The organism is Lentzea sp. NPDC051213, assembly GCF_044455585.1.
In the GTDB taxonomy this organism is placed as follows: Bacteria; Actinomycetota; Actinomycetes; order Mycobacteriales; family Pseudonocardiaceae; genus Lentzea.
The window spans coordinates 395967-409598 of the sequence record NZ_JBITEX010000009.1; the positions used below are offsets into that span (position 1 = coordinate 395967).

Here is a 13632-nt window from a genome sequence, read left to right on the forward strand (position 1 = left end):
GATCACCTACGGCCGGCACGCCCGCCGCCCAGGAGCCGCGACATGACCGCGGCGCTGATCGACCGGGTCCGCCACCGCCTGGCGGGCGCGGACATGGAGTTGACGGCCGCCGTCGTGGCGCAAGCGGTCCGTTCGGAAGCCGGCGGCGTACTCGCCGACTCGGACGTCTTGGAAGCCCTCCAAGTTCTCCGCCAGGAGTTCACCGGCACCGGGCCGCTCGACCCGCTGCTCACCGACCCCGGCACCACCGACGTCCTGGTGACCGCGCCGGACCAGGTGTGGGTCGACGGCACGAAAGGCCTGCGCCGCACCGGCATCGCGTTCCCCGACGAGGATGCCGTGCGCCGGCTCGCCCAGCGTCTCGCGGTGGCCGCGGGGCGGCGGCTCGACGACGCCTCCCCGTGCGTCGACGGCTGGCTGCCCGGTACCGGGGTCCGCCTGCACGCGGTGTTGCCGCCGATCGCGGAGAGCACGTGCCTGTCGCTGCGCGTCCTGCGCCCGGCGACGCACGACCTCCCGGCGCTCCAGCGGCTTGGCACGTTCGACGCCGAGATCGCCGAAGTGCTGCGCGCGATCGTCCGCAAGCGCATGGCGTTCCTGGTGATCGGCGGTACGGGGTCGGGCAAGACGTCGTTGCTGTCCGCGTTGCTCGGGTGCGTGCCTCCGGCTGAGCGCATCGTGTGCGTGGAGGACGCGGGGGAGTTGCGGCCCGATCACCCGCAGTTCGTGCGGCTGGTGGCGCGGCCGCCGAACGTCGAGGGCGCCGGAGAGATCACCGTGCGGTCGCTGGTGCGGGAGGCGTTGCGGATGCGGCCTGACCGGATCGTCGTGGGCGAGGTGCGCGGCGCCGAAGTTCGTGAACTCCTCACCTCGCTGAACACCGGGCACGAAGGCGGTGCCGGCACCCTCCACGCCAACTCGCCTGCCGAGGTTCCGGCGCGGCTGGAGGCGCTGGGGGCGTTGGGCGGGCTTGAGCCGCAGGCGTTGCACAGCCAGGTGGCCGCGGCGGTGCGGCTGGTGCTCCACATGCGACGGACCGAAACCGGTGCTCGCCACCTGGTGGAGATCGGTGCCTTCGCACGAACCGCAGGCGGACTGACGGTCCGTCCTGTCTGGACCAGAGAGCAAGGCTGGCAGAACAAGGAGCTGCTGTGGTGAGCCTCCTGCTCCTGGCGACGGCATTGCTGGTGTGGCCGCAGCTCAAATCGATCCGCCGGCTCAGACCGGCGGGCAAACGAGAAGTCGTTGTGCCGCACTGGGTCTGGCTGGTTGCGGCAGTCGCGGTGACGTACCTGGTCGCAGGTATCGGCGGGCTGATCGCCGGGGCCGTTCTCGCTTCGGTCACCTACCGAATCCTCAAGCAGAGCAGGCGAAGTCGTGCATTGAGAACGGCGACCGAAGCCCTCAGCAACGGCCTGGGCGGCGTGATCGACGAGCTCAGAGCGGGTGCGCACCCCGCCACCGCAGCCGAAGGTGCCGCCCAGGACACGCCTGCCCCGGCCGGCGATGTGCTCAGAGCCGCCGCGGCCACCTCGCGGTTGGGTGGCGACGTCGAGCGAACCCTTCGCGACCTCCGGCAGCCGCTGCTGCACAAGGCGGTGGACCAGCTGGCCAAGGCGTGGCACGTGTCGGCGAAGCACGGCGTGGCGCTGGCGGACGTGCTGGACGCGACCCGTCGTGATCTCGACCAGCAGGCCGCGTTCGCACGGCAGGTGCACGCGCGGATGGCGGGGCCGCGGGCCAGCGCGGTGGTGCTCGCCGGGTTGCCGGTGTTCGGGGTGGTGCTCGGTGAACTCAGCGGCGCCAGACCGCTGCACGTGCTGCTGTCCACCCCGGCGGGGCAGGTGCTGCTCGTGCTGGGCGCGGTGTTCCTGGCGGCCGGCCTGTGGTGGACGAAGCGGATCACGGAGGTGGAGCCGTGACGTTCCTCCTCCTGGCACTGGCGGTCCTCGTCGCCCCGATGCCGCCACGAGCGGTCGACCGGCTGACGCCCAGGGCGCACGACCCGCCCCGCCTTCGAACACAACAGCAGGGGCCGTTCGAACGGTCCGCTGCCTGGGACCTGCTGGCCGCCTGCCTCAGGGCGGGGCTGCCGGTGCCGACGGCGATCCAGGCGGTCGGCATCCGGGAACTGAGCCAGGTCGCCGACCTGCTGAAGCTCGGTGCCGACCCGGTCACGGCCTGGGCGGCCGCGCTGGAGCAACCGGGTACGGCCGTGCTCGCCAGGGCTGCCAGGAGGACCGCCCGGTCCGGGGCGGCGCTGGCCCGGCAGGCGGCCGAGCTCGCCCAGCGGACCAGGGCCGAGGCCGTCGACCTGGCCGAGGCCAAGGCGCAACGGGCCGCGGTGGCCGTGGCCGCGCCGCTCGCACTGTGTTTCCTGCCGGCGTTCCTGTGCCTCGGCGTCGCGCCGGTGGTGCTGGGGCTGGCAGGCCAATTCCTCAACTAGAGAGGCAAGACTGATGGAACTGCTCAAGGACGACAGCGGCATGAGCACCGTGGAGTACTCGCTGGGCGTGCTGGCCGCGGCCGCGCTCGCCGGGGTGCTCTACGCGTTGGCGACCAGCGACTTCGTGAACGACCTGCTGCAAGGGCTGATACAGCGTGCGCTGTCTTCGGTCTGATGACCGGGGCATGGTCACCGTGGAGGCGGCCATCGCGGTGTGCGCGTTGCTCGTCGTCGTGGGGCTCGGGGCCGCCGGGCTGACGGCGGTGATCGAGCAACTGCGGTGCACCGACGCCGCGAGAGAGGCCGCGCGGCTCGCGGCTCGCGGTGAACGGCAGCGGGGTGAGGCGGCGGCCGGCGAGATCGTGCCGGGGGCTGCGGTGGTGTTCCGCGACGAAGGGGACGTCATCAGGGTTGTCGTCAGCCAGAAAGGGCCGTTGGGGCTGCCGCTCAGCGCGGAGGCGGTCGCCGTCGTGGAGCCGCGATGAACGGTGAAGCACCTGGTTGCGAGCGAGGTTCGGCTGCGGTGAGCGGTGTGGCGGCGATGCTCCTGCTGCTCGTCGTCTCAGTCGGCGGTGCGCAGATAGGCGCGGCGGTCGTTGCGCGGCACCGGGTGACCGGTGCGGCCGATCTGGCTGCGCTGGCCGCCGCCGCTGGCCTGACGGAAGGCGAAGGAAATGCTTGTGAGCAGGCGAAACGCGTGGCCGAAGCCAACGGTGCCCGGACAGATCAGTGCACGGTGAGTGGCTGGGAGGTGGTTGTGGAGGTGTCGGCCACTACGCCGTTCGGCCCGGTGAGCGCACGTGCCAGGGCAGGTCCTGCCGAAGATCGAAGCGTTTGGAGCGCGACGAGCGGTCGTTCGTCCGCGGTGAGCGGACTCACATCGCCGCTCGGACATGCTGAACGGTGATCGAACTAAACGTGCACAGTTCAGTGCCTCGTTCTGGGTAAGGGCGTTCGCCGTCCCGTAGCTACCAGTTGTCGAGCGGGGGTTACGCGGGCTGGTGCCGGTGTCGTTAGTTGTAGTGGCGGCACCGACGCGGTGTCTCAGGAAAACCGACACCACGTCGATGTCGATTTCGAAGCCTTGGAGGCGAAGGAAGATGGATTGGTCGGATAGCTGGCGCGGGGCCTTCCGCATTGAACTGCGTGCCGAGGCCGTCAGCCTCGCGTACCGCGGTTGGCCCGTACTGCCCGGCACGTATCCGGCCGGTTCTGAGCAGGGTGTCACCCAGTGGGCGGGTCGCAGCGGGCTCGAGCTCCACGGGCCCATCCCCGTGCACCGCGACTGGGTCGACCGCATCGGTACGCGGTCCGACCAGGTCGCCACCTGGTGGGCGGGTCGCTCCTACAGCCTTCTCCTCGCCACCGGTCACGTGGTGGACGCGATCGAGGTCGGCACCGACCTCGGCCGCCGCGCGGCCGTCGCACTGCGTTCGATCAGCGTTCCCGTGCCGATCGCCGCGACCCCGTCCGGCCGGTGGATGTTCATGGTGAAGTCCGGCTCGAAGCTCAACGCCGAGCTGGCCAACAACCAGGACGTGCACCAGTACGCCCAGGGCGAGACCATCCCGCTGCCGCCCACCCCGATGGCGCACGGTGTCGTGCACTGGCGGGTCAAGCCGTCCATCTGCGGCTGGAACCTGCCGGACTCGCACATCGTGCAGGACGCACTCGTCGAGGCGCTCCACACCCCGACGGGCTACCAGCTCGAAGCAGCCTGACAACAACTACAGAGCCCGGCCGCGCTGGGTGTCGTCGTGGACTCTCCCCGACAACCCCGAAGACGATGCCCTGCGCGGCCGTTCCACCCCAGCCCGATCCGATGATCGGCCTCCGTACCCCGCACTTCGGGGGCCGCTGAGGAACGGGCGAAAAGCCGAACACGCACCCCGAAGGACAGCCTCCCGCACCAGTGACCGGACCGAGGAACGTTAGTGGCAGGGCAACAGCTCTGCCGCGGTCGGCGAAGCCGGCTCCTCCCCGGAGTTCGTCCCAAGACAGTCGACACCGTCGCCTCCCGCGTGTCCTGTTGAGACGAACAAACGAGATCCGCCGATGTTCCACGGATCCGGTCGCGAAGCGGTAGCAGGCGGGAACACAGTGTTCGGCACGTGGAGAGCGCGCGCCGCAGGAAACCCGTGAAACCTGCGGCGCGCGCCCACGAAACTCGGGGGACGTATGTCCGCGGAGAGCGCGGACCGCGTCGTTTCGGTTGTTGTCTGGGGAACGACCCCCAGACCCCCGAGGGAGCTAGAACCGCACGAAAGCTAGAACCGCTCGGCGTAGGCAGCGAAGGCGTAGGTCGCCTCCATGCTTCCCGGGCGCGGCACCGCCTCGGCGTCCCAGCCGAGATCCCGGTCCCCCAAGACCTGCTCGATCAGCGGGTGCCACCGCTGATCGAGCATTTTCATCGCCCAGAGCAGCGCACCGCGCTTCGACTCCACCTCTCCCGTGTGGATCGTGTAGAGCATCCGGCAGTACGTCGAGACGATGTAGCGCTGAGTCCAGGCATTGCCCTTCGGCGCCCACTCCTCGATCCCGGTCAGCACGTGCGGCATCTCGGCTCGCATCGCCGAACGCAGTGCGGAAGCCGGCACCTCGTCCACCAGTGTGGTGATCGGCGGGCCGTCCAGCACGATCCCGTGGTGGCGCAGGATCCAGCGGGCGTGCGGGCTGTTGCAGTGGGTGTCCCAGACCAGCGTGCGGTGGCCGTGGTCGTTGAACAGCCACGGAACCCCGAGGCCCGCCACCGAGCGCAGCGACTCCACGTCGGCGTACGAGCCCTCGATCTCGGTCGACCAGTGGCCCGGCCGCAGCGGGATCTCGTCGTGCAGGGCCCGAAGCCCGTCCAGAGCAGCACCGGACGGCAGTTCGGTGCAGGCGATGATGAAGTCGCAGTCGCTGTGGATGTCCCCGGCGCCCAAGGCGAACGAGCCCTGGAGATAGGCGCCCACGTAGGTGGGGCCGAGGATCTCGCGGACCGAGGAGACCAGGTCGGCGAGCAGTGCGTTCAGATCAGCAAAAGGCGTGAACAAAGCAGACTCCTATGAACCCGTGGCTGGACAACGGGCGCGGCGGAGCATCGGACTCGGCCGCGCCTAGAGGCGACGGGTCCGGTCAGTGGCGTTGCATGTGTTCACCAGGCAACCGTAGCCAAGAAAAGGCCACCCGGTCAGGCGATTTTGCTCAGCACCACATCCAGCACCAGCACGGCGCCGGCCTTGTCCAGCGGGTCGTTGCCGTTGCCGCACTTCGGCGACTGCACGCACGACGGGCAGCCCATCGGGCAGGAGCACGCTTTGATCGCCGAACGGGTCGCCGAGAGCCACGCCCGCAGTGCCGAGTAGCCACGATCCGCGAAGCCCGCGCCGCCGGGGTGGCCGTCGTGCACGAACACCGTCGGCATCCCGGTGTCCGGGTGCGCGGCCGTCGAGACGCCGCCGATGTCCCAGCGGTCGCACGTTGCGAACAACGGCAGCAGGCCGATGGCGGCGTGTTCGGCGGCGTGCAGGGCGCCGGGGATCCGTTTGCCTTCAACACCTGCGTCGAGCAGCAGCGACTCGTCCACGGTGTACCAGACGGCACGGGTCTGCAGGGTCTGCTCCGGCAGGTCGAGCGGGATCTGGTCCAGCACCACGCCGGACGGCAGCCGACGCAGGTAGCCGACGACCTGCGTGGTCACCTCCACCTCGCCCAGACACACCGACACGCCGCCGAACTCGGCGTGTTCGATCTCGCGCACGACGGTGATGTCGACGCAGTCACGCGGCTGCGTCGTCCACTCCGGGTCCTCGCGGTGCACCATCGCGAGGCCGCTCTCCAGATCCAGGTCGTCGACCACGTACGCCCGCCCCTGGTGCAGGTACACCGCACCCGGATGCACCTGCCAGCAGGCCGATCCCGGGTCGACCGTGCCGAGCATCCGGCCGGAGTCCGCTTCCACCACGGCCACCTGGTCGCCCCCGGAGCCGCGGATGTCGACACCCGCGTGCGGCCGGTCGTGCGACGCCCAGTACCACCCGGCCGGGCGTTTGCGCAGCAGTTTCTCCGCCACCAGCTCCTCCAGCACGGCCTCGGCGAGCGGCCCGCCGAAGTCGTCGAGGCATGTCCGGGTCAACGGCATCTCGGAGGCGGCGCACGCCAGTTGAGGTCCCAACACATAGGGATTCAACGGATCCAGCACGGTCGCCTCGACCGGCCGGTCCAGCACCGCCGCCGGGTTGTGCACCAGGTACGTGTCCAACGGGTCGTCGCGCGCCACGAAGACCACGAGCGCGCTGTCACCCGACCGGCCGGCGCGGCCCGCCTGCTGCCAGAACGACGCGAGCGTGCCGGGGAACCCCGCCACCACCACGGCGTCCAGCCCGGCGATGTCGACGCCCAGCTCCAGCGCGTTCGTGGTCGCGACACCGAGCAGATCGCCCGTGGACAGCGACTTCTCCAGCGCGCGGCGCTCCTCCGGCAGGAACCCGCCGCGGTAGGCGGCCACCCGGCCGGGCAGCTCACCGTCCACTTCGGACAGGATCCGCTGGGTGCCCATCGCGGTCAGCTCGGCACCGCGGCGCGACCGCACGAACGCGAGCGAGCGTGCGCCCTCGACCACCAGGTCGGCGAGGATCCGCGACGTCTCCGCGCCGGCCGAACGTCGCACCGGAGCGCCGTTCTCGCCCTCCAGCGACGTCAGCGGCGGCTCCCACAACGCGACGGTCCGCGACGCGCGCGGCGAGAAGTCGTCCACCACCGCGGAAACCGGCACGCCGAGCAAACGCTCCGCCGACGAAGAAGGATCAGCCACAGTGGCCGATGCCAGAACGAAGATCGGATCCGCGCCGTATTTGCGCGCGACCCGCCGCAACCGGCGCATCAACAACGCCACGTGCGACCCGAAAACGCCGCGATAGGAATGGCACTCGTCGATCACCACGTACTTCAGCCTGCGGAAGAACCGCAGCCATTTCGGGTGCTGCGGCAGGATTCCGCGGTGCAGCATGTCCGGATTGGTGAAGACCCAGTTCGCGTGCGCCTTGACCCAGTCGCGTTCGGCCATCGGGGTGTCGCCGTCGTAGGCCGCCGCGCGGACCCCCTTGATCCCCAGTTCGTCGAGCGCGCGGAGCTGGTCCGCCCCAAGGGCTTTGGTCGGTGACAGGTACAGCGCGGTGGCCTTCGTGTCCGCCAAAAGAGTGGAAAGCACGGGGAGTTGGTAGGCAAGAGACTTGCCAGAAGCGGTGCCCGTCGCGAGCACCACGTGGCTGCCCGACCACGCGAGCGTCGCCGCCTCGGCCTGGTGCCGCCACGGCTCGCGCACACCCGTCTCGGTGAACGCGGCGACCACCGGCGGGGCGGCCCACGCGGGCCACGGCACGTGATCTGCCTGCCGTAACGGCAGATCACGCGCATGCGTGAGGGGAGACTCCCCGGCGGGCACTCCCGCCAGCACGCGGTCCAGCAACCGGCGTCCCTGATCCACCACGAGGCCGAGCTTCGCACACGGCACCGACAGTTCCGGCCGGGCCGTACTCGACTTCCTGCGCAGATAACGGTGTGTGCACGGATCGGGACACTTCGTTGCCTCGTTGCAAGCAACCCCTAGACTCCCCGCTCATCGCATCCAATGAGGGATGCGTCACGTCGCGCTGGGCGGCTGGACTGCCCTGGCGCTGCACATGGCAACTCACCAGGAGGACGGATGTCCCGGCAATTCCTCGCGGAGAGCCTCGAGCTCTCCGGGGGTGATCGCGGCGTCGTAGCCGTGGTCGCCGTGGTCGCCCTGGCTGCTCTCGCCGTCGGGTACGTGCTGCTCAAGGAGGTGCTGGCCGCCGGCCAGGGCACCCCCAAGATGCAGGACATCGCCAAGGCGGTTCAGGAGGGCGCAGCGGCCTACCTCAACCGGCAGTTCCGCACGCTCGGCATCTTTGTCGTGATCGTGTTCGTTCTGCTGTTCGCGCTACCGGCAGATGATCTTGCCGAACGAATCGGCCGATCTCTGTTCTTCATCGTCGGTGCCGCGTTCTCGGCGACTATCGGCTACCTGGGCATGTGGTTGTCCACGCGCGCCAACGTGCGTGTCGCCGCCGCCGCGAACGAAGAAGGCGGTCGCGAAAAGGCGACGCGCATCGCGTTCCGCACCGGTGGTGTGGTCGGCATGACCACGGTCGGCCTCGGTCTCTTCGGCGCCGCACTGGTCGTGCTCGTTTACGCGGGTCAGGCCCCGAAGGTCCTGGAGGGCTTCGGTTTCGGCGCCGCGCTGCTCGCGATGTTCATGCGTGTCGGTGGTGGCATCTTCACCAAGGCCGCCGACGTCGGTGCCGACCTGGTCGGCAAGGTCGAGCAGGGCATCCCCGAGGACGACCCCCGCAACGCCGCCACCATCGCGGACAACGTGGGTGACAACGTCGGTGACTGTGCGGGTATGGCCGCGGACCTCTTCGAGTCCTACGCCGTCACGCTCGTCGCGTCGCTGATCCTCGGCACCGCCGCCTTCGGCGCGCAGGGCCTGCTCTTCCCGCTGATCGTTCCGGCGATCGGTGTGCTGACCGCGGTCATCGGTGTCTACACGACGAAGGCGAAGGCGGGGGAGAACGGCCTCACGGCCATCAACCGCTCCTTCTACATCTCCGCGGTCATCTCCGCGGTGCTGTGCACGATCGCGGCGTTCGCGTTCCTGCCGAGCTCCTTCGCGGACCTCAACGGCATCTCCGACGCGATCAAGGCCACCAGCGGCAACCCGGCGCTGATCGCGTCCGTCGCGGTGATCATCGGCATCGTGCTCGCCGGCGTCATCCTCTGGCTGACGGGCTACTACACCGGCACCGAGCACAAGCCGGTCAAGGAGGTCGGCCAGACCTCGCTGACCGGTGCGGCCACGGTGATCCTGTCCGGTATCTCGGTCGGTTTCGAGTCGGCCGTCTACACCGCGCTGGTCATCGGTGCCGCCGTCTACGGCGCGTTCCTGCTGTCCGGTTCGGTCGTCGTGTCGCTGTTCGCGATCGCGCTCGCCGGTTGTGGTCTGCTGACCACCGTCGGTGTCATCGTCGCGATGGACACCTTCGGCCCGGTCTCGGACAACGCGCAGGGCATCGCCGAGATGTCCGGTGACGTGCACGGCGAGGGCGCGCAGATCCTCACCGAGCTCGACGCGGTCGGCAACACCACGAAGGCCATCACCAAGGGCATCGCGATCGCGACGGCAGTGCTCGCCGCGACGGCGCTGTTCGGCTCGTACCGCGACGCGATCGAGCAGGCCATCGCCAAGGTGGGCACCATCACGGGCGACCTGCCCGTGTCGTTCACCAACTTCGTGTTCAGCCCGAACATCCTGGTCGGCATCACCATCGGTGCGGCCGTCGTGTTCATGTTCTCGGGCCTCGCGGTCAACGCCGTGACGCGCGCTGCCGGTGCCATCGTGTTCGAGGTGCGCCGTCAGTTCCGCGAGAACCCCGGCATCATGGACGGCACCGTCAAGCCGGAGTACGGCAAGGTCGTCGACATCTGCACCAGGGACTCGCTGCGTGAGCTCGCGACTCCGGGTCTGATGGCCGTGCTCGCCCCGGTCGCCGTCGGCTTCGGCCTCGGCGTCGGCCCGCTGGCCGGTTACCTCGCCGGTGCGATCGCGACCGGCACGCTGATGGCGGTCTTCCTGGCCAACTCCGGTGGTGCCTGGGACAACGCCAAGAAGCTGGTCGAGGACGGCAACCACGGCGGCAAGGGCTCCGACGCCCACGCCGCCACGGTGATCGGTGACACGGTCGGTGACCCGTTCAAGGACACCGCCGGCCCCGCCATCAACCCGCTGATCAAGGTCATGAACCTGGTCTCGGTGCTGATCGCGCCGGCCATCGTCACCTTCTCCATCGGTGACAGCGCCTCCGACCCGATCCGGATCGCGATCGCCGTGGTCGCGACCCTGATCATCATCGGTGCGGTGGTCGTGTCCAAGCGTCGTGGTACCGCGATCGCGGACGCTCCCGCGGAGACCGTGAGCAACGGCGCCGCGTAGTTCCACAGCCGGTCGGGGTACGTTCGGGTCTCCCCCCGACGTACCCCGACCGAGGAGTTACGACATGAGGCTCCGCCTCGTCGCCACTGCCGTTGTCGCCGCCGCTGCGCTGGCCGGGTGCACCAATGGCGGCGGCTCCGGCACTTCATCGACGCCCACCAGCGGCGCGGCCAGCCCCGAGGCCGTCGCCTACATGGACAAGGTGTGCGGCGCCGCGTCCGAGTTCGCCAAGGTCGACAAGAACACTCCGAGGCTCGACGCCGGCGACCCGGCCAAGCTCAAGTCCGAGATGGCCGCCTACATGGGCCAGCTCGCCGACGCCTTCGTCAAGTCCGCCGACGAACTCAGGAAAGTCGGCCCGTCACCCGTCGCGGGTGGCGAGGAGGCCGTCAACAAGCTGACCGAGACCTTCACCTCGCTGAGCGCTCTCTTCGCCGACGCCAAGGTCAAGGTCGAGCAGGCCGACCCCAACAACGCCAACGGAGGCCTTCAGGCCGCCGGAGTGGCCATCGGCAGGCTCTCCGAACTCGCCGATCCGCTGCGCGACCTCAAGGCCGTCCCGGAGCTGCAGAAGGCCACGCAGGCCGCGCCGAAGTGCCAGGAGATGCAGCGGCTCAACGTTTCACCGACCAGCTGAGCGAGGGCGTTCGGAGTAGCTTCCGGCCATGACGAGCCTTCGCACAGCCACCGCGCTCCTCGCCGGCTGCCTGCTCGCCGTCACCGCGTGCAGCAGCGGAGGATCTTCCACGCCACCGGCGGCCAGTGAGGCCGACGTGGTGGCGTGGATGGACAAGGTCTGCGGTGCCGTCAACGGCACCGTGCAGTCCATGTCCGACGAACCCAAGATCGACATGAACGACCCGTCGGCGCTCAAGGCCGGCCTGTCCGAGTGGTTGAACGGCAAGGTCGCCGCGATCGACAGGTCGATCGCGGACCTCAAGGCGCTCGAGAACGGGCCGCACCCGAAGTCGAAGGAGCTGGCCACCGCCGCCGAGAACGGCCTGGGCCAGGCCAAGACGCTGCTCGCGGACACCCGGTCGAAGCTGGACTCGACGACCGACGCGACTCAGATCATCGCCGCCTTCACCGAGATGCTCGGCAAGGCGGCGACGATGGACAAGACGGGCGCCGAGGTGCAGAAGAAGTTCGACGAGACGGGTCTTGGGGAAGTTTCCAAGAAGGCCGCGAACTGCAAGGGCCTCGCGGCAGCGCCGGCCTCGTAACAGCTCATTCGCAGATCGCCCGAACGAGTACTGTTCGGGCGATCTGCGATCTGAGCTGGGGGTTCAGTGAGAGCAAGGTTGTTCGCGGGCGTCGTCCTCGCCTGCGTCGTTCCGGTCAGTGCGTGCGCCGGGCAGCCGCCGGCCTCCCCGCCGACCATCACCAGCACGGTCACCACGACGGTGGAGGTGCCCGGCGCCGACCCGACGGCGTGGTTCGAGGCCTACTGCGGCCCGATGGGCGTCGTGGAGACCGCGCGACTTGCAATTTCAGGTCAGGTGCCGCAAGGCCCGGCCGCCGTGAAGGAGGCTGCGGCGAGCTGGGCGTCGACGGCCGCGGCGTCGAACCGCAAGATGGCGGACGACATCGAGAAGCTCGGCCCGCTCGGCTCCGACGTGCAGAACCCTCATGGGCGGCTGATCAAGTCCCTGCGCCTCGAGGCGAACGGCTTCGAGGAGGCCGCCGGGAGGGTGCGGGCGCTGGCGGCCGATGACAAGTTCCCGGAGCGGTTCCAGCAGGTCATGGCCAGCCGCGGGGGCAACAGCGATGGTGCGGACGTGATGTTCAAACAGATCGTGGACATCCCGAAGTACGCCGAGACGTTCCGCACGAACAAGGTGTGCACGGACTGGCAGAACCTCGCCAAACAGCCCGGTGGAAAATAGAGCGGTGAGATCACGCCTGATCGCCGTCGTGCTGGCCGGTGCCGTCACCCTGGTCGGCGCGTGCGGCTCCGACGAGGACAAGCCGCTCACGGACGCACAGGGCCGCTGGATCGACGCGTTCTGCGGCGGCCTGCTGCCCGGGATGAAGGCCGGTCTGGAACTCAAGGCACAGGACCCGGCCGACCCGGCGGCGGTCAAGGCGGCCTACCTGAAGCTGGTCACGGGCAACGCCACGGCGCTCGCCGACGCGGAGAAGAAACTGAAAGAGCTCGGCCCGCCGTCGGACGAGCTGAAGAACACGCACGAGCGGCTGGTCACGTACCTCGGCGAGTCGGCCAGGTCCTACGAGGCTGCGAAGGCGCCGGTCACCGCGCTGGAGCCGAACGGCCAGTTCTGGGAGGGCGCCGAGAAGGCGCTGGCAGACACCTCGCAGGTGGGGAGCCCGGAGCAGTTGCGGGCGACCTTCGACGCGCTGGAGAAGTCGCCCAAGTACGCCGCCGCGATGGGCAAGTCGACGCCGTGCACCGAACTGAAGAGCGGTGGCCAGCAATAACTCGACTGGCGTAGTTAACAACTGCCCCACTGGTCACAGTCGAACGTCTGTTCTACTCTGTGGGCCGTGGTTGGGCAGCTGTCCTTCTTCTCGGCCGAGGCGAGAACGCCGGCCAAGGCGGATCTCGCCGGCTTCCTCTGCGGGCCGGGACAGGCCGTCAGCTTCGCGCGCGGCACGGCTGCCCGCGTGTACGTCGAGCTGCGCGACGAGTGGCGCCACCGGCCGCTCAGACAGGCCTGCGCCGAGCGAGGGGTCACGTCCGACCTGTGCGTCGACGAGGAGGGCACGCGGTTCGTCCGCACGCCGTTCCGCACCGATCTCACTCCTCTGGCCGCCCGCTGGCTGGACGGATCTGTCAAGAACGTGCCGCCGGACTTCGAGCTGAACGGCGCAGTGCTGCGGGTCTGGGCGCTGGCGGCGGGCAGCTGGATGGAGTCGGCGTACCTGCTCGGTTTGGACCCCAACGCACCGCAGACACACCTACCGTTGCAAAATGCCCTGCTTGCGGCCGGACTTCCGTGCACCCTGGTAGGGGCGCCCGCGTTGCGGGTAACCGGCCGACGGCGGCTGGCGAGGCTGGCTGAGCTGGTCGGAAGCCCTCCGCACGGGGTGGCGATGAGCACCTGGCCGGCGGCCTGAGCGGGCGGTCGGGCATGGTTGTGTCACTCTGTCTCGTCGTACGGGCGTCGCAGATGGTGTGCTTTTCGGCTGACGCTGGGTAACACTGGCGGGCCTGGGAACCGGGTTTGGA

The 13632-nt window shown here is 69.3% G+C and carries 15 protein-coding genes; 13 read left to right on the forward strand and 2 right to left on the reverse strand.

What is annotated here, in order from left to right:
* Positions 1-42 precede the first annotated feature (42 nt).
* From ACIA8G_RS36180 to ACIA8G_RS36210, 7 genes are all read left to right on the forward strand, one after another.
* Entirely contained in the window at positions 43-1158 is a 1116-nt protein-coding gene (locus ACIA8G_RS36180; RefSeq protein ID WP_396423242.1) for a TadA family conjugal transfer-associated ATPase, read from the forward strand.
* Positions 1155-1922 carry a type II secretion system F family protein gene (locus ACIA8G_RS36185; RefSeq protein WP_396423243.1) on the forward strand — a complete coding sequence of 256 codons (768 nt, stop codon included), beginning with the start codon at positions 1155-1157 and terminating at the stop codon, positions 1920-1922. Before ACIA8G_RS36180 ends, ACIA8G_RS36185 begins: the two co-directional genes overlap by 4 nt.
* A complete protein-coding gene (locus tag ACIA8G_RS36190) occupies positions 1919-2446 on the forward strand; it encodes a type II secretion system F family protein (RefSeq protein ID WP_396423244.1) in 528 nt (175 codons plus the stop codon). Before ACIA8G_RS36185 ends, ACIA8G_RS36190 begins: the two co-directional genes overlap by 4 nt.
* Positions 2447-2459: 13 nt before the next feature.
* Complete coding sequence (locus tag ACIA8G_RS36195; protein WP_396423245.1) at positions 2460-2621, forward strand: DUF4244 domain-containing protein; 162 nt, start codon at positions 2460-2462, stop codon at positions 2619-2621.
* Positions 2622-2631: 10 nt separating this feature from the next.
* On the forward strand, positions 2632-2931 hold the full coding sequence (locus ACIA8G_RS36200) for a TadE family type IV pilus minor pilin (protein ID WP_396423246.1): 300 nt from the start codon (positions 2632-2634) through the stop codon (positions 2929-2931).
* The gene (locus ACIA8G_RS36205) at positions 2928-3353 is read left to right on the forward strand and encodes an Rv3654c family TadE-like protein (RefSeq protein ID WP_396423247.1); all 426 of its coding nucleotides are present in this window, start codon (positions 2928-2930) and stop codon (positions 3351-3353) included. Before ACIA8G_RS36200 ends, ACIA8G_RS36205 begins: the two co-directional genes overlap by 4 nt.
* Before the next feature lie 193 nt (positions 3354-3546).
* Complete coding sequence (locus ACIA8G_RS36210; protein WP_396423248.1) at positions 3547-4167, forward strand: bifunctional DNA primase/polymerase; 621 nt, start codon at positions 3547-3549, stop codon at positions 4165-4167.
* A 546-nt stretch (positions 4168-4713) separates the two neighbouring features.
* Here ACIA8G_RS36210 and ACIA8G_RS36215 read toward each other — a convergent pair.
* Both ACIA8G_RS36215 and ACIA8G_RS36220 read right to left on the reverse strand, forming a co-directional pair.
* Positions 4714-5481, reverse strand: coding sequence for an aminoglycoside adenylyltransferase domain-containing protein (locus ACIA8G_RS36215; protein WP_396423249.1), 768 nt, complete (start codon positions 5479-5481; stop codon positions 4714-4716).
* A 137-nt stretch (positions 5482-5618) separates the two neighbouring features.
* A complete protein-coding gene (locus ACIA8G_RS36220) occupies positions 5619-7916 on the reverse strand; it encodes a DEAD/DEAH box helicase (protein WP_396423250.1) in 2298 nt (765 codons plus the stop codon).
* A 216-nt stretch (positions 7917-8132) separates the two neighbouring features.
* On the opposite strand from ACIA8G_RS36220, the gene ACIA8G_RS36225 reads away from it, so the two are divergent.
* From ACIA8G_RS36225 to ACIA8G_RS36250, 6 genes are all read left to right on the forward strand, one after another.
* Complete coding sequence (locus tag ACIA8G_RS36225; RefSeq protein ID WP_396423251.1) at positions 8133-10442, forward strand: sodium-translocating pyrophosphatase; 2310 nt, start codon at positions 8133-8135, stop codon at positions 10440-10442.
* Positions 10443-10506: 64 nt separating this feature from the next.
* Positions 10507-11079, forward strand: a complete 573-nt coding sequence (locus ACIA8G_RS36230; RefSeq protein ID WP_396423252.1) for a hypothetical protein — start codon at positions 10507-10509, stop codon at positions 11077-11079.
* Between the two features lie 28 nt (positions 11080-11107).
* The gene (locus ACIA8G_RS36235; RefSeq protein WP_396423253.1) at positions 11108-11665 is read left to right on the forward strand and encodes a hypothetical protein; all 558 of its coding nucleotides are present in this window, start codon (positions 11108-11110) and stop codon (positions 11663-11665) included.
* A 66-nt stretch (positions 11666-11731) separates the two neighbouring features.
* Complete coding sequence (locus tag ACIA8G_RS36240; RefSeq protein ID WP_396423254.1) at positions 11732-12328, forward strand: hypothetical protein; 597 nt, start codon at positions 11732-11734, stop codon at positions 12326-12328.
* A gap of 4 nt (positions 12329-12332) precedes the next feature.
* Complete coding sequence (locus tag ACIA8G_RS36245) at positions 12333-12881, forward strand: hypothetical protein (RefSeq protein ID WP_396423255.1); 549 nt, start codon at positions 12333-12335, stop codon at positions 12879-12881.
* Between the two features lie 66 nt (positions 12882-12947).
* Positions 12948-13520 (forward strand): hypothetical protein, encoded by a 573-nt coding sequence (locus ACIA8G_RS36250; RefSeq protein WP_396423256.1) that lies wholly within the window; start codon positions 12948-12950, stop codon positions 13518-13520.
* The last annotated feature ends 112 nt before the right edge of the window (positions 13521-13632 follow it).

What these genes read in the sequence shown, in the direction of transcription:
- ACIA8G_RS36180 (WP_396423242.1), top strand. Translation starts at nt 43, where the DNA reads ATGACCGCGGCGCTGATCGACCGGGTCCGCCACCGCCTGGCGGGCGCG.
- ACIA8G_RS36195 (WP_396423245.1), top strand. Translation starts at nt 2,460, where the DNA reads ATGGAACTGCTCAAGGACGACAGCGGCATGAGCACCGTGGAGTACTCG.
- ACIA8G_RS36200 (WP_396423246.1), top strand. Translation starts at nt 2,632, where the DNA reads ATGGTCACCGTGGAGGCGGCCATCGCGGTGTGCGCGTTGCTCGTCGTC.
- ACIA8G_RS36205 (WP_396423247.1), top strand. Translation starts at nt 2,928, where the DNA reads ATGAACGGTGAAGCACCTGGTTGCGAGCGAGGTTCGGCTGCGGTGAGC.
- ACIA8G_RS36210 (WP_396423248.1), top strand. Translation starts at nt 3,547, where the DNA reads ATGGATTGGTCGGATAGCTGGCGCGGGGCCTTCCGCATTGAACTGCGT.
- ACIA8G_RS36225 (WP_396423251.1), top strand. Translation starts at nt 8,133, where the DNA reads ATGTCCCGGCAATTCCTCGCGGAGAGCCTCGAGCTCTCCGGGGGTGAT.
- ACIA8G_RS36230 (WP_396423252.1), top strand. Translation starts at nt 10,507, where the DNA reads ATGAGGCTCCGCCTCGTCGCCACTGCCGTTGTCGCCGCCGCTGCGCTG.
- ACIA8G_RS36235 (WP_396423253.1), top strand. Translation starts at nt 11,108, where the DNA reads ATGACGAGCCTTCGCACAGCCACCGCGCTCCTCGCCGGCTGCCTGCTC.